General features: G+C 45.4%; 19 protein-coding genes. 12 read left to right on the top strand and 7 right to left on the bottom strand.

The genetic code is table 11. The features are described 5' to 3' along the window. Positions 1-27 precede the first annotated feature (27 nt). On the bottom strand, positions 28-1,563 hold the full coding sequence (locus tag LEPBO_RS0103365) for a hydroxysqualene dehydroxylase (protein WP_017286122.1): 1,536 nt from the start codon (positions 1,561-1,563) through the stop codon (positions 28-30). A 27-nt stretch (positions 1,564-1,590) separates the two neighbouring features. Next, on the bottom strand, positions 1,591-3,630 hold the full coding sequence (locus LEPBO_RS0103360; protein ID WP_017286121.1) for a S9 family peptidase: 2,040 nt from the start codon (positions 3,628-3,630) through the stop codon (positions 1,591-1,593). A 186-nt stretch (positions 3,631-3,816) separates the two neighbouring features. Here LEPBO_RS0103360 and LEPBO_RS0103355 point away from each other — a divergent pair, with 186 nt between their 5' ends. Then, positions 3,817-5,265, top strand: coding sequence for a serine/threonine protein kinase (locus tag LEPBO_RS0103355; protein ID WP_017286120.1), 1,449 nt, complete (start codon positions 3,817-3,819; stop codon positions 5,263-5,265). A 103-nt stretch (positions 5,266-5,368) separates the two neighbouring features. Here LEPBO_RS0103355 and LEPBO_RS36010 read toward each other — a convergent pair whose 3' ends face one another. After that, the gene (locus tag LEPBO_RS36010; protein WP_017286119.1) at positions 5,369-6,517 is read right to left on the bottom strand and encodes an AbrB family transcriptional regulator; all 1,149 of its coding nucleotides are present in this window, start codon (positions 6,515-6,517) and stop codon (positions 5,369-5,371) included. Positions 6,518-7,059: 542 nt separating this feature from the next. On the opposite strand from LEPBO_RS36010, the gene LEPBO_RS0103345 reads away from it, so the two are divergent. The 3 genes from LEPBO_RS0103345 (at position 7,060) to LEPBO_RS0103335 (ending at position 10,329) form a co-directional block, all read left to right on the top strand. Next, a complete protein-coding gene (locus LEPBO_RS0103345) occupies positions 7,060-8,523 on the top strand; it encodes an ABC transporter substrate-binding protein (RefSeq protein WP_263970821.1) in 1,464 nt (487 codons plus the stop codon). 82 nt (positions 8,524-8,605) lie between these two features. Then, entirely contained in the window at positions 8,606-9,484 is an 879-nt protein-coding gene (locus LEPBO_RS0103340) for an ABC transporter permease (protein WP_144056136.1), read from the top strand. 29 nt (positions 9,485-9,513) lie between these two features. Further along, positions 9,514-10,329, top strand: a complete 816-nt coding sequence (locus LEPBO_RS0103335; RefSeq protein ID WP_017286116.1) for an ABC transporter ATP-binding protein — start codon at positions 9,514-9,516, stop codon at positions 10,327-10,329. A gap of 243 nt (positions 10,330-10,572) precedes the next feature. Here the strand turns inward: LEPBO_RS0103335 and LEPBO_RS0103330 are convergent, their stop codons facing one another. Then, complete coding sequence (locus tag LEPBO_RS0103330) at positions 10,573-12,531, bottom strand: LysR family transcriptional regulator (RefSeq protein WP_017286115.1); 1,959 nt, start codon at positions 12,529-12,531, stop codon at positions 10,573-10,575. Between the two features lie 267 nt (positions 12,532-12,798). Here LEPBO_RS0103330 and LEPBO_RS0103320 point away from each other — a divergent pair, with 267 nt between their 5' ends. From LEPBO_RS0103320 to LEPBO_RS36005, 6 genes are all read left to right on the top strand, one after another. Then, positions 12,799-14,502 (top strand): fumarate reductase/succinate dehydrogenase flavoprotein subunit, encoded by a 1,704-nt coding sequence (locus LEPBO_RS0103320; protein ID WP_026148391.1) that lies wholly within the window; start codon positions 12,799-12,801, stop codon positions 14,500-14,502. 25 nt (positions 14,503-14,527) lie between these two features. Then, on the top strand, positions 14,528-14,755 hold the full coding sequence (locus LEPBO_RS0103315) for a 4Fe-4S dicluster domain-containing protein (protein WP_017286112.1): 228 nt from the start codon (positions 14,528-14,530) through the stop codon (positions 14,753-14,755). A 9-nt stretch (positions 14,756-14,764) separates the two neighbouring features. After that, the gene (locus LEPBO_RS0103310; RefSeq protein WP_017286111.1) at positions 14,765-15,733 is read left to right on the top strand and encodes a HEAT repeat domain-containing protein; all 969 of its coding nucleotides are present in this window, start codon (positions 14,765-14,767) and stop codon (positions 15,731-15,733) included. After that, on the top strand, positions 15,726-16,823 hold the full coding sequence (locus LEPBO_RS0103305; protein WP_017286110.1) for an Mrp/NBP35 family ATP-binding protein: 1,098 nt from the start codon (positions 15,726-15,728) through the stop codon (positions 16,821-16,823). The genes LEPBO_RS0103310 and LEPBO_RS0103305 overlap by 8 nt, the downstream gene beginning before the upstream one ends. Before the next feature lie 98 nt (positions 16,824-16,921). After that, entirely contained in the window at positions 16,922-17,992 is a 1,071-nt protein-coding gene (locus LEPBO_RS0103300; protein WP_017286109.1) for a YeiH family protein, read from the top strand. Positions 17,993-18,000: 8 nt separating this feature from the next. Continuing rightward, positions 18,001-18,723 (top strand): sulfite exporter TauE/SafE family protein, encoded by a 723-nt coding sequence (locus LEPBO_RS36005; protein WP_017286108.1) that lies wholly within the window; start codon positions 18,001-18,003, stop codon positions 18,721-18,723. A 35-nt stretch (positions 18,724-18,758) separates the two neighbouring features. Here LEPBO_RS36005 and LEPBO_RS45245 read toward each other — a convergent pair whose 3' ends face one another. Beyond that, complete coding sequence (locus tag LEPBO_RS45245; RefSeq protein ID WP_394374102.1) at positions 18,759-19,340, bottom strand: sensor histidine kinase; 582 nt, start codon at positions 19,338-19,340, stop codon at positions 18,759-18,761. Between the two features lie 232 nt (positions 19,341-19,572). On the opposite strand from LEPBO_RS45245, the gene LEPBO_RS45240 reads away from it, so the two are divergent. Next, positions 19,573-19,827: a PAAR-like protein gene (locus tag LEPBO_RS45240; RefSeq protein WP_081614717.1), complete on the top strand. Its 255-nt coding sequence runs from the start codon at positions 19,573-19,575 to the stop codon at positions 19,825-19,827. Between the two features lie 73 nt (positions 19,828-19,900). Next, positions 19,901-20,167 (top strand): hypothetical protein, encoded by a 267-nt coding sequence (locus LEPBO_RS0103285; RefSeq protein ID WP_017286106.1) that lies wholly within the window; start codon positions 19,901-19,903, stop codon positions 20,165-20,167. 23 nt (positions 20,168-20,190) lie between these two features. Here LEPBO_RS0103285 and LEPBO_RS0103280 read toward each other — a convergent pair whose 3' ends face one another. Next, positions 20,191-21,609, bottom strand: coding sequence for a GH39 family glycosyl hydrolase (locus LEPBO_RS0103280; RefSeq protein ID WP_017286105.1), 1,419 nt, complete (start codon positions 21,607-21,609; stop codon positions 20,191-20,193). After that, positions 21,575-23,623: a GumC family protein gene (locus tag LEPBO_RS0103275; RefSeq protein WP_017286104.1), complete on the bottom strand. Its 2,049-nt coding sequence runs from the start codon at positions 23,621-23,623 to the stop codon at positions 21,575-21,577. Before LEPBO_RS0103275 ends, LEPBO_RS0103280 begins: the two co-directional genes overlap by 35 nt. Between the last annotated feature and the right edge of the window lie 144 nt (positions 23,624-23,767).

Genomic DNA, 23,767 nt, shown 5'->3' with positions numbered 1-23,767 from the left:
ACAAGTCTCTTAAGGTTTACTCTTGCGTCAAGGTAACCAGAGCGATGGAAAAACGCGACTTGCCCAGTCTCTCAGCATCCGGTTTGTGGTGCGAGCAATATCGATATGAGGTTCATCAGGTTCAACTGGAATAATCGGTGCAGGTGAACCCATTCTGAACTGCTCAATCACTCGATTCGCAGCCTCAAGCCCAGTCACATACGCTTTTTCCTGTGACCAAGACCCATGCCGAGTAATAATCCAATCGCCACTCATCAAGAGATTCGCGATGCTCGTCGTTCCCGAAAGCATCGACTGATAGCTTCCAGGAGCGAAGTGCGTCACTGCTTTCGAGAGTCGAATCACACTGCTATCTATGACTTTCGCAGACCGAAACTCAGGCACACAAGTTGCTAGATCGCGATGCACTTTCGCAACAATGTCTGCATCACTCATCGGCAGCAGTTGATTCGCATGATAAAAATCTGCTTCAATCACACTACCAGGCTGATCTTTCCATTCGTCATGCAGCGCATTCAGATCAAAGAATGTCCAGCCTGTTGTGTTATCAAACCCAAAGCAAGCATTCGAGGGTAGAGGAACAGACACTTTACGATCGAACCACAGCCGAGTTGCTAAGACATCGATCGCACTTAAATTCATCAAGTTACAAAATTCAGGAAACTGACGCAAAGTTGCACTACTGCTAACAATCTTTTGCATCCCAGTAATCCCAACTGAAAAGATCACGGCATCTGCTTCAAATACCTCTTCTCCACATACAACCCCAGTTGCTTTTCCATCTTGGATGATCACATCGCTGACGCGCTTTTGAGTCAGCACTCGCCCACCAGCAGTCTCAATTTGTTCAACCCAAGGACGAAAGATCTGATCTCCCACAGTGCCCCGACACCAAACCACATCAAAATCAGGCTGATGCGCCAAAATAAAGTAGTACAGCATTCCTAAAGCTGCTGCTGCCGAACATTGTTCTCCCGGTGCAAATAATCCCACCAGTAACATCGGCTCAAATGACTCTTTGTACAGCCGAGCAGAGACTCCAAACTGTTTGAAAAGCTCACGAGCAGTGACCGAATCATATCGCTGCCATGCTTCATCTGAATTATCAAAATCAACCACCGCATAAAGCAATGGCAAAGCAGACAGTCGATCGCTTAAAGGTAATCGCTTAAACCGAGTGTACAAGAACGTCCCCAAAGGCGTAGGCAGTCTCGGCTCTTGCTGGAAAATTGGAGACTCGACTTCTAAACCATTCGGAGAATATTGCGAAGAGCGAGTCCAATCCGTAAAAGGCTGCAAGCCTAACTGTTCGACCAGCGAGAAAATATTGCGGTAGGGATACCAGAATCCATGGATTCCCGCTTCGACCGATCGACCTTGCGCCGTTTTCCAACCTGCAACCAGTCCACCTGGATACCCGCCTGCTTCTAAGAGCGTGACATCATACCCTTGTTTTGCCAGATGATAGGCTGAGCCTAAGCCAGCCCATCCTGCTCCGACGACAACGACTTTGGGAGATTTCTGAGTTTGATTCATCGATCGAGTTTCGCTAACCGCTTTCACAGCATACCAAGCTCTGCTGGCACGCCATCAGGTAATCTTCCACTGATCGAGTAGAAAAGCGTATTCAAAGGCAATTTCTTTTAATCGCTCATATCGTCCCGATGCACCACCATGGCCGGCTCCCATGTTGGTTTTTAAGAGTAAAACGTTTGTGTCAGTTTTGAGAGCGCGGAGCTTTGCTGTCCACTTTGCAGGTTCCCAGTAAGAAACACGCGGATCGTTTAAGCCAGCAGTTACAAGCAACGCGGGATATGCCTTGGCTTCAACATTATCGTAAGGCGAATAGCCTTTCATATAAAAGTAAAACTCTCGTTCATTCGGATTGCCCCACTCTTCCCATTCTATTGCTGATAAAGGCAGCGAGGTATCTAAAATCGTAGTAACGACATCGACGAAAGGAACTTGTGCGATCGCAGCTCGAAACAAGTCTGGACGCTGATTAATCACGGCTCCGACAAGCAATCCACCCGCACTGCCGCCAGAAATTGCTAAATGATCACGATCTGTCCAACCTGCTTGAATCAACGTTTCGGCACAGGTAATAAAATCACTGAAAGTATTCTGCTTTTGCAAGAATTTTCCATCTAAATACCACTTGCGCCCGAGTTCCGAACCCCCTCGAATATGCGCGATCGCGAGAACTACACCTCGATCGAGTAAAGCTAATCGAGTAGACGAAAAAACATCTGGATAGTTAACGCCATAAGAGCCATAACCTGTCATCAGCAAAGGATTTCGTCCATTGCGATCGAGATCTCCTCGGTACACGATCGACAAAGGAATCTTCGCACCATCGGCTGCGATCGCTTCGAGTCGTTCGCTCTTGTACTGAGTGCGATCGTAGCCACCCAAAACAGGGGTTTCTTTCTTCAGTTCGCGGATCTGTGTGTCGAGATTGTATTCAAAAATCGAAGATGGCGTAACTAGCGAAGTGTAGCCAAACCGAAGAATCTGCGTATTGAATTCTGGATTGATCGATTCTGAAACTTCGTAAGTGGGTTCGGGAAATGAGATGCGATGTTCTTCCTGAGTGGACAATTTACGCACTCGAATATTCGGCAGTCCAGATTCGCGATCGTAAATAACTAAATGATCGGCAAACGCACTGACACCCATTAAAAATACATCTTCATGATGTTCAATCACTGTCTTCCAATGTTCAACGCTCGGATTGCTCACCGGAGCTTGCATGAGTTTGAAATTCAGCGCGTTGTCATTCGTCAGAATATAAAAGGTATCCGTATGATGCTCAATTTCATACTCAATTCCAGTCTCGCGGGGACGAATTAGGCGAAACTCCCCATTCGGATCATTCGCATCGAGATAGTAAACTTCCGAGGTAATGTTACTACCTAAACTCAGAAGCAAATACGCTTCACTCCGAGTTTTATCAATACCGAGGAAATAAGAATCATCTGCTTCATGAAACAGCAGTTGATCCGACTCTGCGCTCTGACCTAACTGATGTCGAAATAGCTTGTACGGGCGATTTACAGCATCAATTTGAGCATAGAAAACCGTTTGATTATCATTGCCCCAAGTAAAAGAAGCAGTATCAGGAATCGATTCGGGATACAGTTGATGAGTTGCTAAATCTAGGAAAAATAGGGTGTAGCGTTCTGCACCTGTTGTATCGATCGAATATGCCAATAATTGATGATTTGGACTAATTTCAAACCCGCCTAAGCTAAAGTACTCTGTCCCTTCAGCTAGTTGATTTTGATCCAGAAGTATTTCTTCGGGCGCATCTAATGTTTGATATTTACGACAGTGAATCGGATAAGCTTTTCCAGTTTCAGTGCGCGTGTAGTAATAAAACTCACCGTAGCGGTAAGGCACTGATAAATCATCTTCTTGAATCCGCGAGAGCATTTCCTCGTAGAGTTGAGTTTGCAGCGATTCGGTATGCTGCATTCGTGCTTCCGTGTAAGTATTCTCTGCTTCTAGATAGGCGATAACTTCAGGATTGTCGCGTTCTCTCAACCAAGAATAATCGTCAATGCGTTCATCTCCATGCAGTTGATGCACATAGGGATGCTTGGGCGCGATTGGGTAGGACTGTTTCATTTTAGGCACACAGAGAAATGACCGAATTAAATTCTAGCGATTTAAATGAGAATTGAGGTCTGGCTTGGGTTGGAGGACAACATTTGCGGCAATGTTCACTCAATGTTCACCCAAAGGAACTCGGAGATCGCGCAAGCGTGACTTAAACTAGAACCGTCTGTTTCAACCAAATTGCACTGAATTGTCATGACTACCTTTGTGGGCAAAGCCTTGCAAAACGGGAAATACACCCTGGATCAAGAACTCGGACGAGGCGGTTTTGGCATCACCTACCGGGCGACTCATCATTGGCTCAATCAAGTCGTGGTGATTAAAACGATCAATGATGCGCTGCGTCAAGATCAGCAGTTTGCGAATTTTCAACGTCAGTTTCAGGATGAAGCAAAACGGCTTGCGATGTTTGTTCATCCGGGGATTGTGCGAGTCAATGACTTTTTTGTGGAAGATGGTTTACCGTACATGGTCATGGACTATATTCCAGGGCCAACTTTAGCGCAGGTGGTGTTTCCGAATGCGCCATTACCCGAATCAACCGCGATCGCGTATGTTCATCAAGTCGGAGCCGCATTGAATGCCGTCCATCATCTCGGACTGCTGCATCGCGATGTGAAACCTCAGAACTTGATTCTGCATCAAGTTACAGGGCAAGTCATTCTGATTGATTTTGGTACAGCGCGCGAATTTTCTCCGGGGATGACTCAAACGCACACGAGTATGTTTTCCGAAGGCTATGCTCCGATCGAGCAATATCTGCCCCAAACCAAACGGACAGCCGCGATCGATGTGTATGGACTTGCTGCGACGCTGTATTCTCTAGTAACGGCTCAGGTTCCGATCGCGTCCATTTTGCGCGATCGTCAACCGCTTCTAGAACCGCGCGAATTCCGTCCTGATTTAAGTCCGAGAGTCAATCAGGCCATTCTACGAGGCATGGCGCTAGAACCCCATCATCGTCCTGCAACCATGAATGAATGGCTAGCCTTGCTCCCAGACTCTGAGAAAACATCTGTTTCAGTGCCGTCGATCAGATCGGTTCCGGCTGCCAGTACACCCATTAGCCAGGTTGCAACGGTTGCCATTAGCTCGCCTCGGGGCGATCGAACAAATATTCAGACCCAGCCGCCAGTCGTGCAGCCCCAGAACCAAAACTGGCAGCCCTGGCTTTGGGGTGGTCTTGCAATGATAGGACTAGTATCTGGCAGTGTTTTAGCAAGCCGATTTACAAGTCAGCAAACGGTTCCCGTACCTCCGAGATCGACTGAATCGCCGCTCGCTGAACCGTCATCTCGTCCAAAACAGAACTCTGAAAAAATAACTGCGCCTTCGGTTGTCCCGCAAGCCAGCCCAAAAGCGACTCCGAACCAAACGCCTGTCCCAACTCCTTCTCCCTCTGTCACACCAGAAGCGGAATCTGATCCGCTCCCTCCTGTCACGACTCCGGAGCCAGAACCCCCGACGAGTCCTCCGGTTGATCCGGAGCCAGCTGCAAGTCCGACACTCTCACCGTCCCCAACTCCCGCACCCGAGGTTTCTCCAGCTTCGGGACAATCTGGTTCAGGACAGGAGAGTAAGAAAGAGCAGAAAGAAGAAAAAAAAGAGGAGCGCCGTGAGGAAAAACAGAAAGACACAAATTGAAATGCGAGGTCGTCGTTGACTGAATTCATGTTTTGGTGGCGAGTGGGAGAATCTAAACTTAGAGTGCTCCCGATCGCCCTATCAGATGTATTGGAGTGAACGATTAGCTCTGTTCATTCTCAGATTGAAGTATGGGAATGAGTGCTAAGATGAACGGCAACGATAGATTGATCGTTAGTAAGCGAACTAGATGTCCTGCTGTAATAATTTCAGGATCTTGCTGCAAGCTCAGTGCAATCCAAATCATTTCAGGCGAACCCCCTGGAGACGCAACAAGTAGGCAAGTGAGCCAATCCCATTGAGTGAGAGATTGAATAATCAACGCAGCGATCAATGCAGCGATCGACATCAATACCACTGGAACAATAGACCGCACGATCGATAAAATTTTCAACTTTGGATTAATTCCCCAATATTCACCAATCGTAATTCCGAGTAAGATTTGACCGATCAGATTCAAGAAAATCGGGAGTTGAAAATCGAGTTGAGCAATCGCTGGAAAGCTCAATGACAAGACCTCAAACATCAGCCCAACCGCGATCGCGCACAGAAAATTTGCGATCGGAATTCTCAACTTTGTTCCGAAATAAGCAGCAATGAGCGCAATTCCAATAAATAAGCACGAAGTTTGGAGATCAGTCCAAGAAATTTTGATAATACTTTGAACGATCGCAGAAATCTCATCATTGCTCGAACGAGTAAAAGCCACATTTGCAAGCAGAGGCATTCCAGCAACAACCGTGGTAAATCGCATGAGCTGAACCAGAGAAACTAATGCTGTATTCTGGGTGTACTCTGCGGCAATACTTGCCATGACTCCAATGTTTCCGGGAGTCGTTGCTAATAGTCCGGTTAATAAGTCAGTCTTTTCAACTCGCGAATAGATAACGCCAATCAATGCACCCGCCAGCATCAAAAACACAGGCAAGCCGAGAAAGACGAGCAGATGAGCAGATAATGCACTGAGATTGCGATGTTGCAGCGATAACCCGATCGTTAAACCGATGAGTAATTGACCTGCTTTTCGAGCATTGCGATTCGGTTGAATCGGCTCATGAGTCAAGGCTCGATAGCTAGAAATCACGATCGCACCCGCCGCAATTCCGCCAAGCATCCAAGCGACACCTGTTAATCCAAGCACGACCAGCCCAAACCCAATGAGTACGGCTAGAAACCCTTCGATCGCCAGAATGCTATAAACCTCGACCCATCGGTTTAGAGCCGTCGCTTTCAGTCGCTCAGAATTTAGCACAGGTGCAACTCTCCAGAAATAACACTGAGCAGTAGAGAATTCCGAGTTCTTGTGAAACTCGGAATTCTCACCTCATTTAAGATCCCATATTGCACGCTAACTGACTGTTGAGAGAGAACGATTTTCTCGATTCGGATGAACGACTCTGCACCATCTGACAGTTCTTTCAATAGAACTGCACCGACATAGCACTCACTAAATTCAACTGTACAAAGATACTTCTTGATAAATTCATATCCAAAACAACGAATTACTTTTTATTTTGAATGAGTTAAATAATTCTAAAAAGTAATCAAGATTTAGATATTTATTACATCACTATCAATCAAAGAAGCCACTTTTTAACTCAGGCTCTAGAAACTTATCAATTTGTTTTATGGATTCAATCGATCCCTCTATGAATAGAAAGAGTAGAGAAGCCAATATTTGTATCCTTGCTTACAGTTGAGAGAAGCTAGGACTGAATAAATAAGAGTTACACAACAAGCGCTGGAGCGATTTCAATCATGAATAGACGGAGGTTCACTCGTCGCGGTTTTTTGGTGTCTCTATCATTTATTTCATTTGCTTTTGTTGCTGCGTGTTCTAATATTCAGACAAGCAATTTGTCAGGCAATACGAGTGAAAAAAAAGTAATTCGCATCGCGATTGGAACTCAAGATCAAGTCATTAATACAGCGACTGGAGGCTCTGTTATTCGCGAAGAAAAATTGCTTGAGAAATACTTGCCAAAAACAGGTAAATACGAAAATGTGGAGTACAAAATTGAGTGGTCAAGCTACACTTCAGGACCTCCTATTACAAATAAAATGCTTGCCAATCAACTTGATATTGGCATGATGGGAGATTTCCCGCTGACGATCAACATGACGACTTTTCAACAGAAAGGTGGGGGTGTCAATACGCTCTACATTGGGACTTTGGGCTACAGTGCCACCGGAGCTGGAAATGCAGTAATGGTTCCAAAAGATAGTTCTGTCAGAACATTGGCAGATTTGAAAGGCAAGCAAGTTTCTGTGCCCTTCGGTTCCGCTGCACATGGAATGTTACTCAAAGCACTGAAGGGAGCCGGACTAGAACCCGATAAAGATGTGAAATTGATTAGTCAAGCACCAGAAGTGGGTGGCACGAGTCTGCGAACCAATCAGATCGACGCTCATGCAAACTTTGTCCCCTTTGGTGAGATGTTTCCCTTCCGAGGATTTGCTCGGAAGATCTTCGATGGTGCAGAACTCGGTGTTCCGACATTTCATGGTGTGGTCGTGCGATCGGACTTTGCTAAGCAATATCCAGAAGTTGTTGTTGCCTACATGAAAGCCTTGCTCGAAGCGAACAAACTCTTTCGTGAACAGCCCGAAGCTATCTCAGCCAAGGTTGAACAATGGGCAGGAGTCGAAAAGGAAGTCGTGTATATGTTTCTCGGGCCATCTGGATTGCAGCGACTCAATCCTAGCATTCAGCAACCCAATCTAGACGCGCTCACCAACAGTGTGACGACTCTGCAACAGTTAGGACGACTAGATGCCACTGTCAAACCTGAAGATGTGAAAAAATTCATTGACAACAGCTATCTGAAGCAGGCGATGCAAGAAATGGGCATGAGCGATCAACAAGTTGCAACAGAGGCTGAGCAATTTGTGATTACAGGAGAAGATTCCGAAACAAAGCAACCGATTCAAGATGCAAAATTGGCAGCTCAACTGTGGCTCAAAGGCGAAGAGAAAGTGAGAAACTATGCTTCGATTCAAAATATGATGGCAGCGTTGAAAAAGCTCCAGGCTGAGGGTAAGCAGGCGGTTAGTGCTATTTTTGTGCACGATCGTAGCAACGGTTGGAAGCTCTTTGCAGAGAATTCTTTCTTTGTTCGCAACAATAATGATATCTCTGCATTTTTGACCGAGAAGGATGCTCAGACTTTTGCTCAACAGAATAATGCTCAGGTCGTTGGATTCAAAGGGCTACAAGAGTTTTACGCACAAGCCTCACAGCCCATAGCAGCACGCTAGATGCGCTTTGATACAGTCAAGAACGCTTGAACATGGAACAATGTGTTCCTCGCTGTGCTCTTTTACCGATTGGAGGCATTTTATGTCTAGTCCGTCCTCTCCGCGATCGACAAAACCTCGTATGCTCGATCGCTGGAGTTTTCTACTTTCACAGTTATTCCAGAGTTCAGACAGTTCTTCACGAATTAACCCGATCAGGCTTTTGTTCCGAGTTCTTTCATTAGTTTTATTTTTTGGAATTTGGCAATTTCTCTGCGCGATCAAGTTTCAATTCTTTATCAATTTTTCCTTTCTTCCTTCGCCTGTAGAAGTTCTGAGTGCAACCTTGAAGTTTTTCTCGAACAATCCAATGGTGCATATTCAGGCAAGCGTGCTGAGGGTACTCTTGGGCTATGCGATCGCAGTCGTGCTGGGCATTAGCTTAGGAATTGTGATTGGCTGGTTTCAAAAGATCGAAGACCTTGTGTTTTTGCCGTTAGAGATCCTCCGTCCCATTCCTGCGGTTGCTTGGATTCCACTGGCGATTCTGATGTTTCCCGATGCAGAGTCGGGAATGGTCTACATTACTTTTATCGGCGCATTCTTCCCAATTTTGATTAGCACAATCAAAGGCGTTGAAGGCACTGATTTACTATTGTTGCGCGTTGGACAATGCTTAGGCGCGAGACAATGGCAAGTCTTCAAAGACATTGTGATTCCGGGAGCCATGCCTAGCATTGCAAGTGGCTTAGTGATTGGCATGGGAAATTCTTGGTTCTGTCTAGTCACGGCTGAAATTTTGGCAGGACGGTTTGGGATTGGTTATCTGACCTGGGAGTCTTATGTGACTTCTAACTATCCTCCGATTGTGATGGGAATGCTGCTGATCGGATTGATGGGGTCACTGAGTTCTTATGCAGTGGATCGACTGACCCATGTCTTAATGCCCTGGCGCGTCACGAAGAAAGGGAACGCCAACTAATTCATATTTAGAGGATAGTAAGTGTGACAATGTTAATCGAGCAAGGAACTCCGCAACAAGCACTCAAAGGACTTGTGGAGGTCGAGGATCTATCAATTTGTTTTCAACGAAAAGGACAGTTAATTCCGGTCTTAGAGTCGATCGACTTTACGATCGCGCCAGGCGAATTTGTCTGTTTGCTTGGTCCATCCGGATGCGGAAAATCGACGATTCTCAATGCGATCGCTGGATTTATTAAACCTTACAGCGGTTCTGTTACGGTTGATCGCAAACGGATTGTGCGTCCCGGAGCCGATCGCGGATTTGTATTTCAGCAGTATTCACTCTTACCGTGGAAGACGACCTTCCAGAATGTGGAATTTGGACTGAAGATTCAAGGCATTCCTGCGGCAAAGCGCAAAGAGATTGTCAACTACTATCTCAATCGTGTGGGGTTGTATAAGCATCGCAACTCTTATCCTTACCAACTATCAGGAGGAATGCAGCAGCGGGCAAGTATTATCCGTGCTTTGGTGAACTCTCCTTCTGTACTGTTAATGGATGAACCCTTTGCAGCATTAGACGCGCAGACCCGACATATGATGCAAGAGCTTCTGCTCGACATTTGGAGCGAGTTGAAAGCAACTGTGATTTTTGTGACGCATGACATTGAAGAAGCGGTGTTCTTGAGCGATCGTATTTTCGTCATGGGCGTGAATCCAGGGCGGATTAAGCAAATTGTAGATGTGCCTCTAGAACGACCGAGACATATCGATATCATGGTGACTTCAGAATTTTTACAGTTAAATCGCGAGGTTTTTGAACTCATTCGAGAAGAAACCTTGAAAAGCATGGAGCTAAGCTAAGAGAATGCTTTAAAGGTATAAACAGACTCTTCGCTCACGTTGCCATTCCGGGACGGGTGAATGCGTCTCAACGATTACTTTTAAAACATTCTCTAAGCAGCTTGAACTCAGCCAATCCGAACACTCGATTGGTGAATCGAATTTGCAGCTAAACAGACAGATGCCTGACGCACTCTTAACCAACAGAGACGGGTATAGCTTGTTTAGCTGCGATGTCGATCGCGAGATCAGTTCCAAGTATTGCTATGCTCTAATCTGCTGCAAAAAGTCTGCATGAATCCATTGATTTAAGTTAATCGCTTGTAAATGCTGGTTGCCTGGAATCTGACTCAGTTGATCAATGTGTAATCTCAGCCAGTCAGGACGAATCTGCATCTCTGAGAAAAACCGTCCCGGCTGAGTTTTCTGATACGAACTGCTCAAAATTTGAACAATCACTTCTGGATCAAGATGCGTCCATTTTGCGACTAAAGCTGGCGCACTTGGCGTTGTGTCGTACCAATATTGGGCTGCGGATAATGCCCGAAGATACGCGATCGCGACTTCTGGATACTGGTCAGCCAATTCATTCGTGACTACTACACCATAGAAAGCAGGTAACGCTTCGGAATTGCACCCTTCGAGGTAGCGGAACTGTCCGCGACGACAAGCGATGTCGTGAAATGGTGCAAAGTGAGCATAGCCATCCGCGTATTGTTCAGAAAACTCGAATTGGTCAGCCTGTTGCTGAAAAGGGATTAAATTGACTTGATCTAAAAGTCGAGTCGCATTCAGCGATCGCAGCACCATGCCATGTGCAGAAGACCGAAGGGGAACTGCGATCGCTCGTCCACGTAGGTCATCGACGCTGTGAAGGTGAGAACGATGGGGAACCACAACCGCATTACACGACCCATCGGGATTAGTCGAGACAAAGCTAATCAGGCGAGTATTCTGAACTGTATCTTCAGCACTTAAGAGCAAGGGATAGTCACCGAGCACACCAATATTCAGTTGTCGAGATCGCAAGCCATCGACAATTGGCGCTCCGGTTGAGAAATCTTGCCACTGAATCTGATACTGAATCGAACTATATCGTCCTTCTTGGGGCAGGAAATGTTCGAGCAGCCCCAACCTTTGCATGATTAAGCCTGCTGTGATCGCAGGAATTGTCCCGTTTTGTACTCCGATCGAAAGAGTTAGCACTTCAGACCGTGAAGAAGACTGACTGCGACGCACAAAACTCGGCGATCGTAAACGAACAACGTTCGAGGCAGAAACAGCAGGACTTGTCTTAGCTTGTAGCAGGTTGATGAGCTTTTGAGTCGGATTGAGATTGCGCGATCGCCGACTCGATGAATCCACTGTGTTCGCTTGGTTTAAGCGTCGAGGCACGACCAGGTAAACTGAGCCAGATAAAGCAAACTCCTGAAGCGAAATTGCTGTCATCGTCCCTAATTCACACTCTGGTTGAAAATCAAAGTTAGTTGCGAAGCCGAGATAGTTCCCCTGCATCATGTAGGTTCGCATCAAGCTCATCGTATCCACGGTTTCAAATCGGAGAAATCCATCCAGCGTATGTCCTAACTCAGACAATCGTGAGTCCAGGACTAAACGGCTCGGTGTGCCTGCAGGAAGCAATGCCCAAGGATACTTTCTCAGATCAGCTAAACTCATCCAGCGCTGTTTTGCTAAGGGATGATGATGAGAGACAAAGACGTGATAAGAAATTTTGTCGATCGCAGTAGTTGAAAGTTCAGAAAACTCTTCAAAATTGACATCAGAAATCCCCACATCTACTGTCTGGCTCGTCATCGCTTGATAGAGCAATTCAGCAGATTCAAACACTAGACACTGAACTTGAATACTCGGATATTGCTGTCGATATTCAAACACAATATTAGGCAACCAACCTTCAGCAAGTGCCATTGTGCAGCCGATTTTTAGACTGCCACATTTTCCTTTTTTAATATCTTCAATTTTCTGAATGAGTTGATTTTCAATCTGAATTAGTTTTGCACCTTCTTCAAACAAGAATTCCCCAACTTCTGTCAGTTGAATCTTGCGCCCTAAACGGTAAAACAGCGAAGTTCCTAATTCTGACTCTAACGATTTGATTTTAGCGCTCACGGCAGGCTGAGTTAAATTCAGCGCATCGGCTGCCTCGGTAAAACTCAGGTAACGAGCTACTTCTAGAAAAACTCGAATCTGATAAACTTCCATCGCTTTACAACCTCATAGGGTGTTTGTTGATCATATCAAATTGATCAATTCAATTCATTTATTGGTTCATAAAATACTGCAATAAAGAAATTCAAAATCGTGCTGCACAATGAAAACAGTTGATTCAATCACATCTTTTTTCAGGCAAACTTCTTCTGGATCAAAGATGTTTCTAATCAAGTCGTTTTCGCTGATTTTTTCTGTAGTGCTTGAGACAGTTTTCAGCGTAAGACTAAAATTCTGTTCATCAATCAGGAGGCTTTTTGAGTGAATACTCAATGGATGAAGACGGATGTGCTGGTGATTGGGGGTGGAACGGCTGGAACCATGGCTGCCATCAAAGCAAAGCAAGCCAATCCCGAAGGTGAGGTACTCGTTCTAGAAAAAGCAAATATCCGTCGCAGTGGCGCGATTGCAATGGGAATGGATGGAGTCAATACTGCCGTCATTCCTGGAAATTCGACTCCAGAACAATATGTGCGAGAAATTACGATCGCGAATGATGGCATTCTCAATCAGAACGCTGTTTATCAAACTGGAAAACTTGGCTTTTCTGTCATTCAAGAACTCGAAAAATGGGGCGTAAAATTTCAGAAAGATGCTCAAGGAGATTACGACCTCAAACAAGTGCATCGCGTGGGTAAATACGTTTTGCCGATGCCAGAAGGAAAAGATTTAAAAACGATTCTGGCGCGTCAAGTTAAACGTCACAAAGCCCAAGTCACAAATCGAGTCATGGCAACTCGGGTTCTCGTTCGCGATGGACGTGCGATCGGTGCAGTCGGTCTTGATGTTCGCAATGGAGATTTTGTCGTCATTCAAGCAAAAGCTGTCATCCTTTGCACGGGCGCTTGCGGGCGCTTAGGCTTACCTGCTTCTGGCTATCTGTATGGAACCTACGAAAATCCAACCAATGCAGGCGACGGTTACTCGATGGCATATCACGCCGGAGCAGAACTGAGTAACATTGAATGTTTTCAAATCAATCCGTTGATGAAAGACTACAATGGTCCTGCTTGTGCTTACGTTGCAAGCCCATTTGGAGCTTACACAGCTAATGCACAAGGACATCGCTTTATTAGCTGCGACTATTGGAGCGGTCAAATGATGCTAGAAGTTTGGAAAGAGCTAAACTCTGGCAAAGGTCCAATTCAACTCAAAATGACTCATTTAGATGAAAATACAATTTCTGAAATTGAGTCAATCCTCTGGGCAAATGAGCGTCCGAGCCGAGGCAGATTCCATCAAGGGCGAGGTGAAAACTATCGCACTCATGGCGTCGAAATGAATATCTCTGAAATTGGACTGTGTAGCGGTCATAGTGCTTCTGGAGTCTGGGTGAATGAGCGGGCTGAAACTTCAGTTCCCGGACTATATGCAGCAGGCGACATGGCAAGCGTCCCGCACAACTATATGATCGGTGCGTTTGTCTTTGGACGCATTGCTGGAGAACATGCCGTTGAATATTGTCAGAATCTCGATCATCTCGACCCTGATCCAGAGTTTCTCGCTGCCGAAAAAGCAAGAATCTATGCGCCGCTCGATCGACCCAACGGAGTACCACATACCCAGGTTGAATATAAGCTGCGTCGGCTCGTCAATGACTATCTCCAGCCGCCTAAATCAGCCAATCGCATGGAGCTTGGACTCAGCAATTTTGTGCGCTACCACGACACATTAGAGCTAATGGGTGCTCGTGATCCGCATGAATTGATGCGCTGTATGGAAGTTCACTTTATTCGCGACTGTGCAGAAATGGCAGCAAGAGCTTCCCTCTATCGCCGTGAAAGTCGCTGGGGACTGTATCACTATCGAGCAGACTATCCAGACAAGAACAATGATGAATGGTTCTGCCACGTGCATCTGAAAAAAGATGATGCGGGTGACATGGTGTTATTCAAACGTCCGATCGAGCCTTACATCGTAGATGTCAATGTTGAAACCGAAGTGTACGACGTAGCTGTTCGTTAAGTTATTTAGAAGAGTGTAAATTGCGATGGCTTTAGCAATTCAAAGAATCGATGTTCCAGTCATTGTCGATGAGTCAAAATGCCTTGAAAAATGTGTCGCCTGCATTGAAGTCTGTCCGCTTGATGTCTTAGCCAAAGACCCTGAAACAGGCAAAGCTTATATGAAGTATGACGAGTGCTGGTTCTGCTTACCTTGTGAAAAGGAATGCCCGACCAACGCGATTACTGTTCAAATTCCATTCCTGTTGCGCTAGAGGAAAGTAATGGACACGAATTCTGAACTTGCTCCTTGGTTAGAAATGCTGCGATCGCCACAAGTTGAAAATCGACTAGTTGCGCTCAAAACCTTACAGCATCTTGGAGACGAAGAGGCTCTAACCCCGTTGATCGAAGCCCTAACAGATGAAAGTCTACTCGTCCAAAAGTTAGCAGTGACTGTACTCTGGGAACTTGCAAATCCAGCAGCCGTTCCAGCCTTGATTGAATGTCTCGCGTCTCCAGATGAAGAAATCCGAGACGAAGCGCGATCGGCATTAGGTGAACTGATTGCTCCAGATCATTTATTGCTGCTCCTAGATGCTTTACTGCGAGATGATCTAAACCTGCAATTGAATACTCTCTTCCTGTTGCGGAAGATTCATGACGCTCAATCCTTGCCGTATGTGTTGCCTTTTTTTGAATCTCCCGATCCAGCTTTGCGAGAATCTGCGGTGACAACATTGCGCTACCTCAACCAAGTCGAACGCTGTCAACCTGCATTAGCGCTATTGTCCGATTCGGATGAAAGTGTTCGACGGGCAACAGCTTTAACGCTGGGACATCTCAGTGATGAGCAAGTTGTTCCTCGTCTCTGTGAAGCATTGACTCACGATCCAGATTGGGAAGTTCGGCGCAATGCAGCAAAATCTCTTGCAATTCATGCAGACAAAACCGCGATCGCGCCTCTAGAAGCTGCCTTAAAAGATGATCATTGGCAAGTTCGCAAATTCAGCTTGCAAGCCTTGCAGAAAATTCCAGATGATCGCTCTCTTCCTCTGTTCATTCAAGCACTCGCTGACGAATATTCAGATGTCCGACGAGATGCTGCGATCGCGCTTGGCATTTTGAAAAATAAAGCGGCTCTCAATCCGTTGCAGCAATCGCTCGACGACCCCGATCGCGATGTCTGCATCTTTGCTCAACGCGCCATTCAGACCATTCAAGAAGCGTTACAAGAACCCTCTAATGCCTAATCATCGTTCTCCCTTCCAGACGACTCATGACCTTCCCGAAACAGATCCACCTGATCTGATTGCTGAAGCACGCCAACAAGCGGTGACTAAACTGCTCAAAACCATTATTGAACCTGTTCTCAACAACAATATTGTGAGTTTAGGCATGGTTCGTAATCTCAGAGTGGTGGATAACTATGTTTACCTGCGGCTGTATGTTGGAAAGCATCAGCACGATTTGAAACATCAGATTGAGACTGTGCTTTCACAACTCACTTGGTGTAAGAAGAGTTATGTTCAACTCTGCACGATTCCAGGCGTGAGAACGACATTAGCGATTTCGAGTGGTAAAGGTGGAGTTGGAAAATCAACCACTTCTGTCAATCTTGCGATCGCGCTAAGCCTACAAGGCGCAAAAGTCGGGCTGCTGGATGCAGATATCTATGGTCCAAATATTCCACAGATGTTGGGATTGGGACATTCTGAGGTGAAGACGATCGAAACTGCTGAAGGAACGCGATTTCTGCCTTTAGAAGCCCACGGTATCAAAGTCATGTCAGTTGGGCTTCTAGCAGAACCCGATCATCCGCTAGCATGGCGCGGACCTGTGCTGCACAAGGTCATCACTCAGTTTATCCAAGATGTGGAATGGGGCGATCTAGACTACCTGCTGATTGATTTACCACCCGGGACAGGAGATGCTCAAATCACGATCGTTCAAGAGAGTCCCATCTGTGGCGTATTACTCGTCACCACACCGCAGCAAGTCGCGATCGCAGATGTTCGCCGCAGTATTCATATGTTTCGTCGAGTCGGAATTCCAGTACTCGGCATCATTGAAAACATGAGCTATTTGCGCTGTGGGCATTGTGGTGAGCCGACTCCGATTTTCGGCAGTGGTGGGGGACAACAACTTGCAGAAGAACTGCAAACTCCTCTACTGGGACAAGTTCCGATTGAGGCTCGAATTTGTGCGGCGGGTGACTCTGGAAGACCCGTAACCTTGACTGATCCAACATCATTTGTTGGGCAAGTCTTTCTCAACATCGCTTCAGCACTTGACAAAACATTCTGCTCAATCCACAAATTAGCAGACGCAATTCTATGCTGAGTTGATTTCCAATCTGTAACTGCCTTGCTTTGTTGGCAATCTTACCCGAAAGCAAGGCGAATTTCTGTTGAATTGCATCAGTCAATTGAATCAAAGTAATGCGGCACAAAACAAATAATATTAAACCGTTCGCAGCAATAAAAATCGTCACAGCATTTCAAGGTGATGTTTTCTCTCAGGCAATTGCTCAAATCAAAATAAGCCTAGTAAAGATCCAATCTGGAGTATGGCTCGTTTGTGGCTTGACAGCGATCGCTTATCTGATCCGATTGATACCCGGCTTCACTCTCTTCAGCCCTCTCATTCTGGCAATTCTTCTAGGCATTTTCATCCAAAATACAATTGGCGTAGCGCCGAAACGCCAAGCAGGGATTCACTTTGCTATGAGAAGAATTCTGCGATTTGCAGTCATTCTGCTCGGTGTTCAACTCAGCCTATCGCAGGTTTTATCTGTGGGCATCACGGGGTTACTCATCATCATCACAACCTTATTGAGTACATTTTGGTTTACCTGTTGGGCTGGACAACACTTAGGCGTGAGTCCTAGCTTAACTCGCCTCATTGCTGCTGGTACTTCGATTTGTGGTGCTTCTGCTGTGATTGCGACAAGTACAACGACCGAGAGTGGAGATGAAGATATCACGTATGCAATTGCGATCGTCACCTTGTTTGGAACAATATCGATGCTTTTGTATCCATTACTCTCTGGGCAATTGAACTTAACACCAGAAGCATTTGGATTATGGTGTGGAGTTTCAATTCATGAAGTTGCCCAAGTGCTTGCAGCGGCTTTTCAAGTAGATTCAGTCAGTGGCGAGATTGCTAGTATTTCAAAACTGTCAAGAGTCCTTTGGCTCGTTCCGATGATGCTCATGCTTGGAGCAATTTCTAAAGCTCCTCAATCAAAATCACGAATTGCCATTCCTTGGTTTGTCGTTTATTTTATGCTTTTGATTCTTCTGAATAGCTTGAACTTAATCCCACAGCAAATAAAAACGATGACAGGACAAGTCAATCAGTTGCTCTTAACCATCTCAATGGCAGCAATGGGATTAGAAACAAGATTAAATCAGATTCAAAAGATTGGACTAAAACCTTTGTATTTAGGCGCGCTATCCTGGTTATTCATTTCAATCTCTAGCTATGGATTGATTCAGATCCTTTATTAGTCTTTTGCATGAACCTTACTGATTTAACGATCGCAACAGCATCAATCCTGTTTGTCTGTACTTCAATTCGTTCTGCGATCGGGTTTGGTGATGCGCTTTTAGCAATGCCGCTACTAGGCATGATTATGAGTTTGCGAACAGCAACTCCCATTGTCGCATTGACAGGGTTTATTATTAGTTCACTGATTCTAATTTTTGATCAGGATAGCATTGATCTCAAATCAGCTTGGAGGCTCATCATTAGTACAGTAATCGGAGTTCCCTTTGGATTACTTCTATTACAGTATGCGCCTGAAAAAACAGTCAAGCTTGGGCTAGGAATCATTCTCATCTTGTATGGGCTGTTTAATCTTATTTCTCCTAAGTTTCCGCAGCTTCACCATGAACGCTATGCCGTTTTCTTTGGATTGGTTGCGGGCGTTTTAGGAGGCGCTTACAACATTAATGGACTCCCGATCGCGGTTTACGGCGTGATGCGTCGTTGGTCAGCCAGCTATTTTAGAGCAACAATGCAATGCTATTTTCTGTTTTCAGGAATTGCTACGATCGCAGGTCACGGATTTGCAGGACTATGGACTCCGCAAGTTTGGCGTTTGTTTCTATGGTCAATTCCCGGAATTATCATTGGCATCTATGTCGGTGGCAAAATTAATCGTCTCATTCCACAGCCGATGTTTAATCGTATAATTTTTAGCTTATTGATTACAGTTGGCTACATATTTATACTGTAGCTTTTATAAGTTCACCCCAACAGATTTGATAGAGGCTACTTCTCGTGAATGGGAAGTACGATCGTAAATTCTGTCCCTTGTCCTACCGTTGAACGAACCTTGATCGAACCACCGTGTTTTTCCACGATAATCTGTCGTGCAATTTCCAGCCCTAAACCTGTTCCTCTTCCCACTTCTTTTGTTGTGAATAGATGGTCAAAGATTTTTTGCTGAGTCGCGTCATCCATTCCTACGCCATTATCACAGATACGAATCTTGATTGATTGATCATCCACAACTGTTGTGTAAATACCGATTTGATTCGGATGAGCTTGAATTTCTTCGTAGCTCCGTCCCTTATTGCTATCTTCTAAAGCATCGATCGCGTTCGCCAGCAAATTCATAAACACCTGATTCAACTGACCTGGATAGCAATCAACCGCGGGCAACTGACCATATTCTTGAATAATTTTGATCTCTGGACGGCGATCATCTGCTTTTAATCGATGTTTCAAAATCAGCAGAGTGCTATCAAGCCCTGAATGAATATCAAAAGGAACTTTATGATCTTGATCAGCGCGGGAGAAGGTTCGTAAACTGGTACTAATATTCCGGATTCGTTCTATGCCTTCTCTCATTGAGCTAATCAACTTGGGAAGATCCTCGCGAATATACTCTAAGTCGATCTCATCGATTTCTGCTTGAATGACTGGATCAGGGGGAGAAGTTCTTTCCTGATAAAGATCAATGAGTCCAAATAAATCACTGATGTAATCTAGGGCAGGTTGGATATTGCCTTTGAGAAAACCAACTGGATTATTAATCTCGTGAGCAACTCCGCTCGCCGCAACAATTTTCGACAATATCCCAATGGCGAATATTTTGCCGTTTGCCATGTGTAGTTCGATCGCAAATCCAGCCGTAGCTGCTGCAACTGCTGCTGCTTTTGGAGTCCTGACACCCATGCCTTGTATCCCTGCAATTGTCAGCCCTTGGTCACCTGGTGCTATTAAAGTAAAAATTGGCAAAATCCCTGCTCTCCCGAACACGGCAATCTGTAACTGTGCATTTGGAGGCATTATCAAGATTAATACTCCTGGGCAGTTTAAAGTAAATATTGCATAGGTGGGGAGTGGGGAGTGGGGGGATTCGACTTCATTCCTACTAGAATGATTAGAGTACATTCTGATCAAAAAAGATGACAAAGCAAGAAGAACCTTTAACTGGCGAGGCATTGATCAAAGAAGTCTGTCGCCGAATTCGGGTCGCTCGTAGCTATTGGGATGCTCATAATAATGCTGCTTGTCGAGGAGAACGAGAACGTGCCTTGGCACTTTACAACACGTTGACGAAAGAGCAGAAAGAGAAAATTCCGCAAGTTCTGAGAGTCTGGCTACGCTATCGCAGCGAGAAATACTTTGGCGAACATCGCACGCCTCCAAAGTCAAAGCGCAAATCAAAATAGCAACTCAAAATAATGCGATCGCATTATTTTGTAAATGTGAATAACATCACAGAGCTAGCAGGCATCGCAAATCCACTGTTAAGTTCCGACCAGTTAACAGTTTTGTTGAGATAGCCTGAAGCCGAGATCGTATATGTCTCTAACGTCGATTGAGTGGGCTGCCATCCGGCAAAATCGAGTTGAACTTGCTGCAAATCATTTGAGGAGTTAATCAGCAAGTAAGACTTGTATCCCAAAGCAGCATTATTCACAGCAAAAGTCGTAATAGCGCTGTCAGGAGCAGTTTTTGTCGAGACGCGATCGCCAATCATGAATTGATTCAACAATTGTAAGAATTTGCCTCCCAGACGCATCTGACTGCTATCGTCCATTTTGCCGTAAACGCCATCTTTCTCGTTCCAAGTCAAGGTTGCAGTCGCACCATTTGAGAGGGCACTGACCATCGTTAACGCATCAAACACAACCCCTTTATGATTGATCATGCGGGGATCGCGAGTTTCCCATGTCCAGCTAATGTTATATTCACCCAACATGGCTGGAATCGTGCGATTTGGGCTTGCATTTTGCAGCGTTTGTACAATCGTGCGAGTGTAGTCGCCAATCGCGCGAGTGGTCTGAAACACATCTTGGTCTGAGGTAGAAGCACTTCCCGTTGCGTAAAAGTGATAAGTAAAAAAATCAAGATGATTTGCAGTTCCCTTGATGAACGGAACATAAAACGGTTGCAGATCGGGGCGTGCTAGACCGATCCCGCCCACTTGAATTGTCGGGTCTGCTTGTTTCATCGCGATCGCAGTTTTGTTATAAATCGTGACCAGTTCATTGACGCGATCGGGCTTCGCTGCATCCTTCAACCCACCCCAGCCACTCTCTGTATAGAACTGAGTAAAGTAGTGATCATCCTTCTCATTCGTCACTTCCCAATACTGTACTTTCAATTGAGCATCTTGGTTGACAATTTTGACCAAATCAGCGCACAGCTTTGCATAGTTATCAAACTGATTGCGATCGAGAAATCCGTCCCGATCCGCATCCATCCAATCTGGCCAAGTCGGAATATTAATCATCCGTTGCGGTTGTTCCCGCTTAAAAGACGAAAATGAAGCCACTAAAGCAGCTTTTACTTTCTTCGCATCCCAAACTCGACGAGCCGTATCGATCAGCCCATCCGGTGTGCTAGAGTCTTGCAACATGCTGCTATTATGAAACCGAATCAAACCCGGATTCATCACAGACATATTACTTTGATAAGCCGAAGTGCTAAAACTCTCAGGTCGAAAACCTTGATACGCATTTAAGCCATACCCCAAATTCGTACTCGCTGCCTGGCTCTTACTCCAATCGACAGTCGCGATGTTCTGGTTTTGGCTCATGAGACTGACGCTTTGAGTAGACTGCTGAAAAGAATCAATTTGATAATCGATATGGACGAGGATCATCATGATTAGAGTGATACGAATAGGCATGACCTTGAACTTCGACACCATTGATCACCAAGCCTAGCAGTTTAGCATGGTGTTGCGTTAACTGCTCTAAACTATTATTCACAACATTTCGAGCGCTAATTCCTGGGCGAACGACAAAAAGAACATAAGGCACGATCGCAGCCATTAGTGCAGTTTCACTGGTTGAGCTGACTGGAGCGCTGTCTACTAATACATAATCATAGTCTTTCTGAGATTCCGCCACTGCCAAGTAACGTTCAAATCGTCCCCGTTTGACTAAATCGACAATCTTGCCAGTCTGAGGCATCGTTGGCACAAAATCGAGATTAGGTTGCAACGAAATGACTTGATCTCCAACTGAGCGATCGCTCAAGTAACCAAGTTGATGACTTAACTGAGCTTTACGAAAATCTCCGTCAACCAGCAGCACTCGAAATCCGAGTTCGGTTAAAGCATGAGCAAGTTGCAGTGCTACTGTCGTTTTTCCCTCACCCGTTATCGCACTTGCAATTAACAGTCGTATCCCTTTCAGCGGTTGAAGACTAATCGCTGACGCTACTCGCTGAAACTCGATCTCACCTTCAAAGCTTGAATTCGGCTCTATTGCCAGTCGCTTTAGTTTGGGAATACGAGCAACAAGCGAAAATTTTAGAGCCTGCAAATCTTTGGGAGTCAGCAATGGATTGCGAGCTTCGAGCAACAATATTAGTGCAATGCTCCCAATGACAGAAGCAAGAAGCGCATTAATTGCTATCAGAGATTTCTTTGGACTCGATGGTTTAGCATCAACAAAGGGTGCGTTTAACTCCTGAATATTTGGATACGCATTAAAAGCATCAATATTTGATTGTTGTGTCTGTGCAACTAGCCCTTTATAAACTCCTTCCGCAACATCTGCCTGTCGCTGTAAAGCATTGAGTTTTGCTTGATTTGCAGGCAATTGATTGAGGATTTTTTGCCGCTGATCAATTTGTTGCTGGAGTTGTTCTGCTTGTCGTTGTTGTCCATTCGCATTCGTTTCAGCTAACACTAATTGTTCAATTAAGGTATTCCGTCCTTCCGCCCCAGTTGTAAAATCTGTATTGGCAGAAATTCGACCTGCGGCTTGCCCAACATACTGCTGAAGCTGGTTCCGCAAAGTGTCCCGCTCTACGATCGCTCTTTGTACTTGAGGGCTGCGATCTGTGAATGTCGATCGCAATTTGCCCAGCGTAGACTCAACTTCAGTGAGCTTACTGCGAAGCTCTTTATAATCTTCGTTTTGGTCTAATCCTAAGGCTTGAACTGCGTCAGTAGGCGAAAGATTTAATCGAGTCGCGAGAGTATTTGCGCGATCGCGAGTCGCTTGAGATTCCGCCTGAACCTGTGCCTGTGCCGCTTCTAAAGTATTGATCGTTCCAACTAGCCCTTTCGTTTGTTCTTCGTTATTTACCAATCCTGTCGATTGTTTGAATTGTGCTAGAGCAGTCTGCGCTTCAGTTAATCTGCGTTGAGCTTGTTCAAGCTGTTTCTGGCTAAAGCCATCGCGTGTATTGTTATTCGCCTGACGAAGCTCGCTCAGACGCTGCCGATAGGCATTGAGAATTGCTTCTGCGCGCTGCTTGGCGATATCGGGACTTGAGCCTGTGACAGAGAGCAGCATGACGCTCGTTTGTTCGAGCGAAGTCACTTCAAAGAATTGTCCATAATTGCGAGGTTTATTCGCTGCATCTCTCTCAGGATCAGCTGCCCAAGCCTTTTCAAGAATCGCATCACTGGTGAGAATTGCCTCTTGAATTTTCAGGGGATTGACTTGAGGTGAAAAGCTCGGATCACTGTTACGGTAAGACCCTAAAGTTCCCAAGTTGGCATCAAGGTTGCCTCCATTCGAGGAAGGCAGAATCAGTTGCGCCTGAGCAGTCCAAACTTTAGGAGTGGTCAACATCGCTCCTAAAGTCCCGAATATTACAACTGCATTCAGACCAAGCAAAGCCTTCCAATGTCTAGAAGCAATGAGCGCTATTTTTTTCATTCAGACCGCTCCTAAACAACTGCGGGTATGAGGAATTCAAGCTACATTATTTTATTCACCTTCGATCAATTGCAAATACATAAATAGGTAGAACTAAATTAGCGTTACCTGTCAGTTCTCTCTACCGATCGATTGATGTCCGAG

The organism is Leptolyngbya boryana PCC 6306 (assembly GCF_000353285.1).
GTDB classification, from domain to species: Bacteria; Cyanobacteriota; Cyanobacteriia; order Leptolyngbyales; family Leptolyngbyaceae; genus Leptolyngbya; species Leptolyngbya boryana.
Note: the sequence above shows the minus strand (reverse complement) of the source record. Positions and strands in the feature narration are given on the sequence as shown.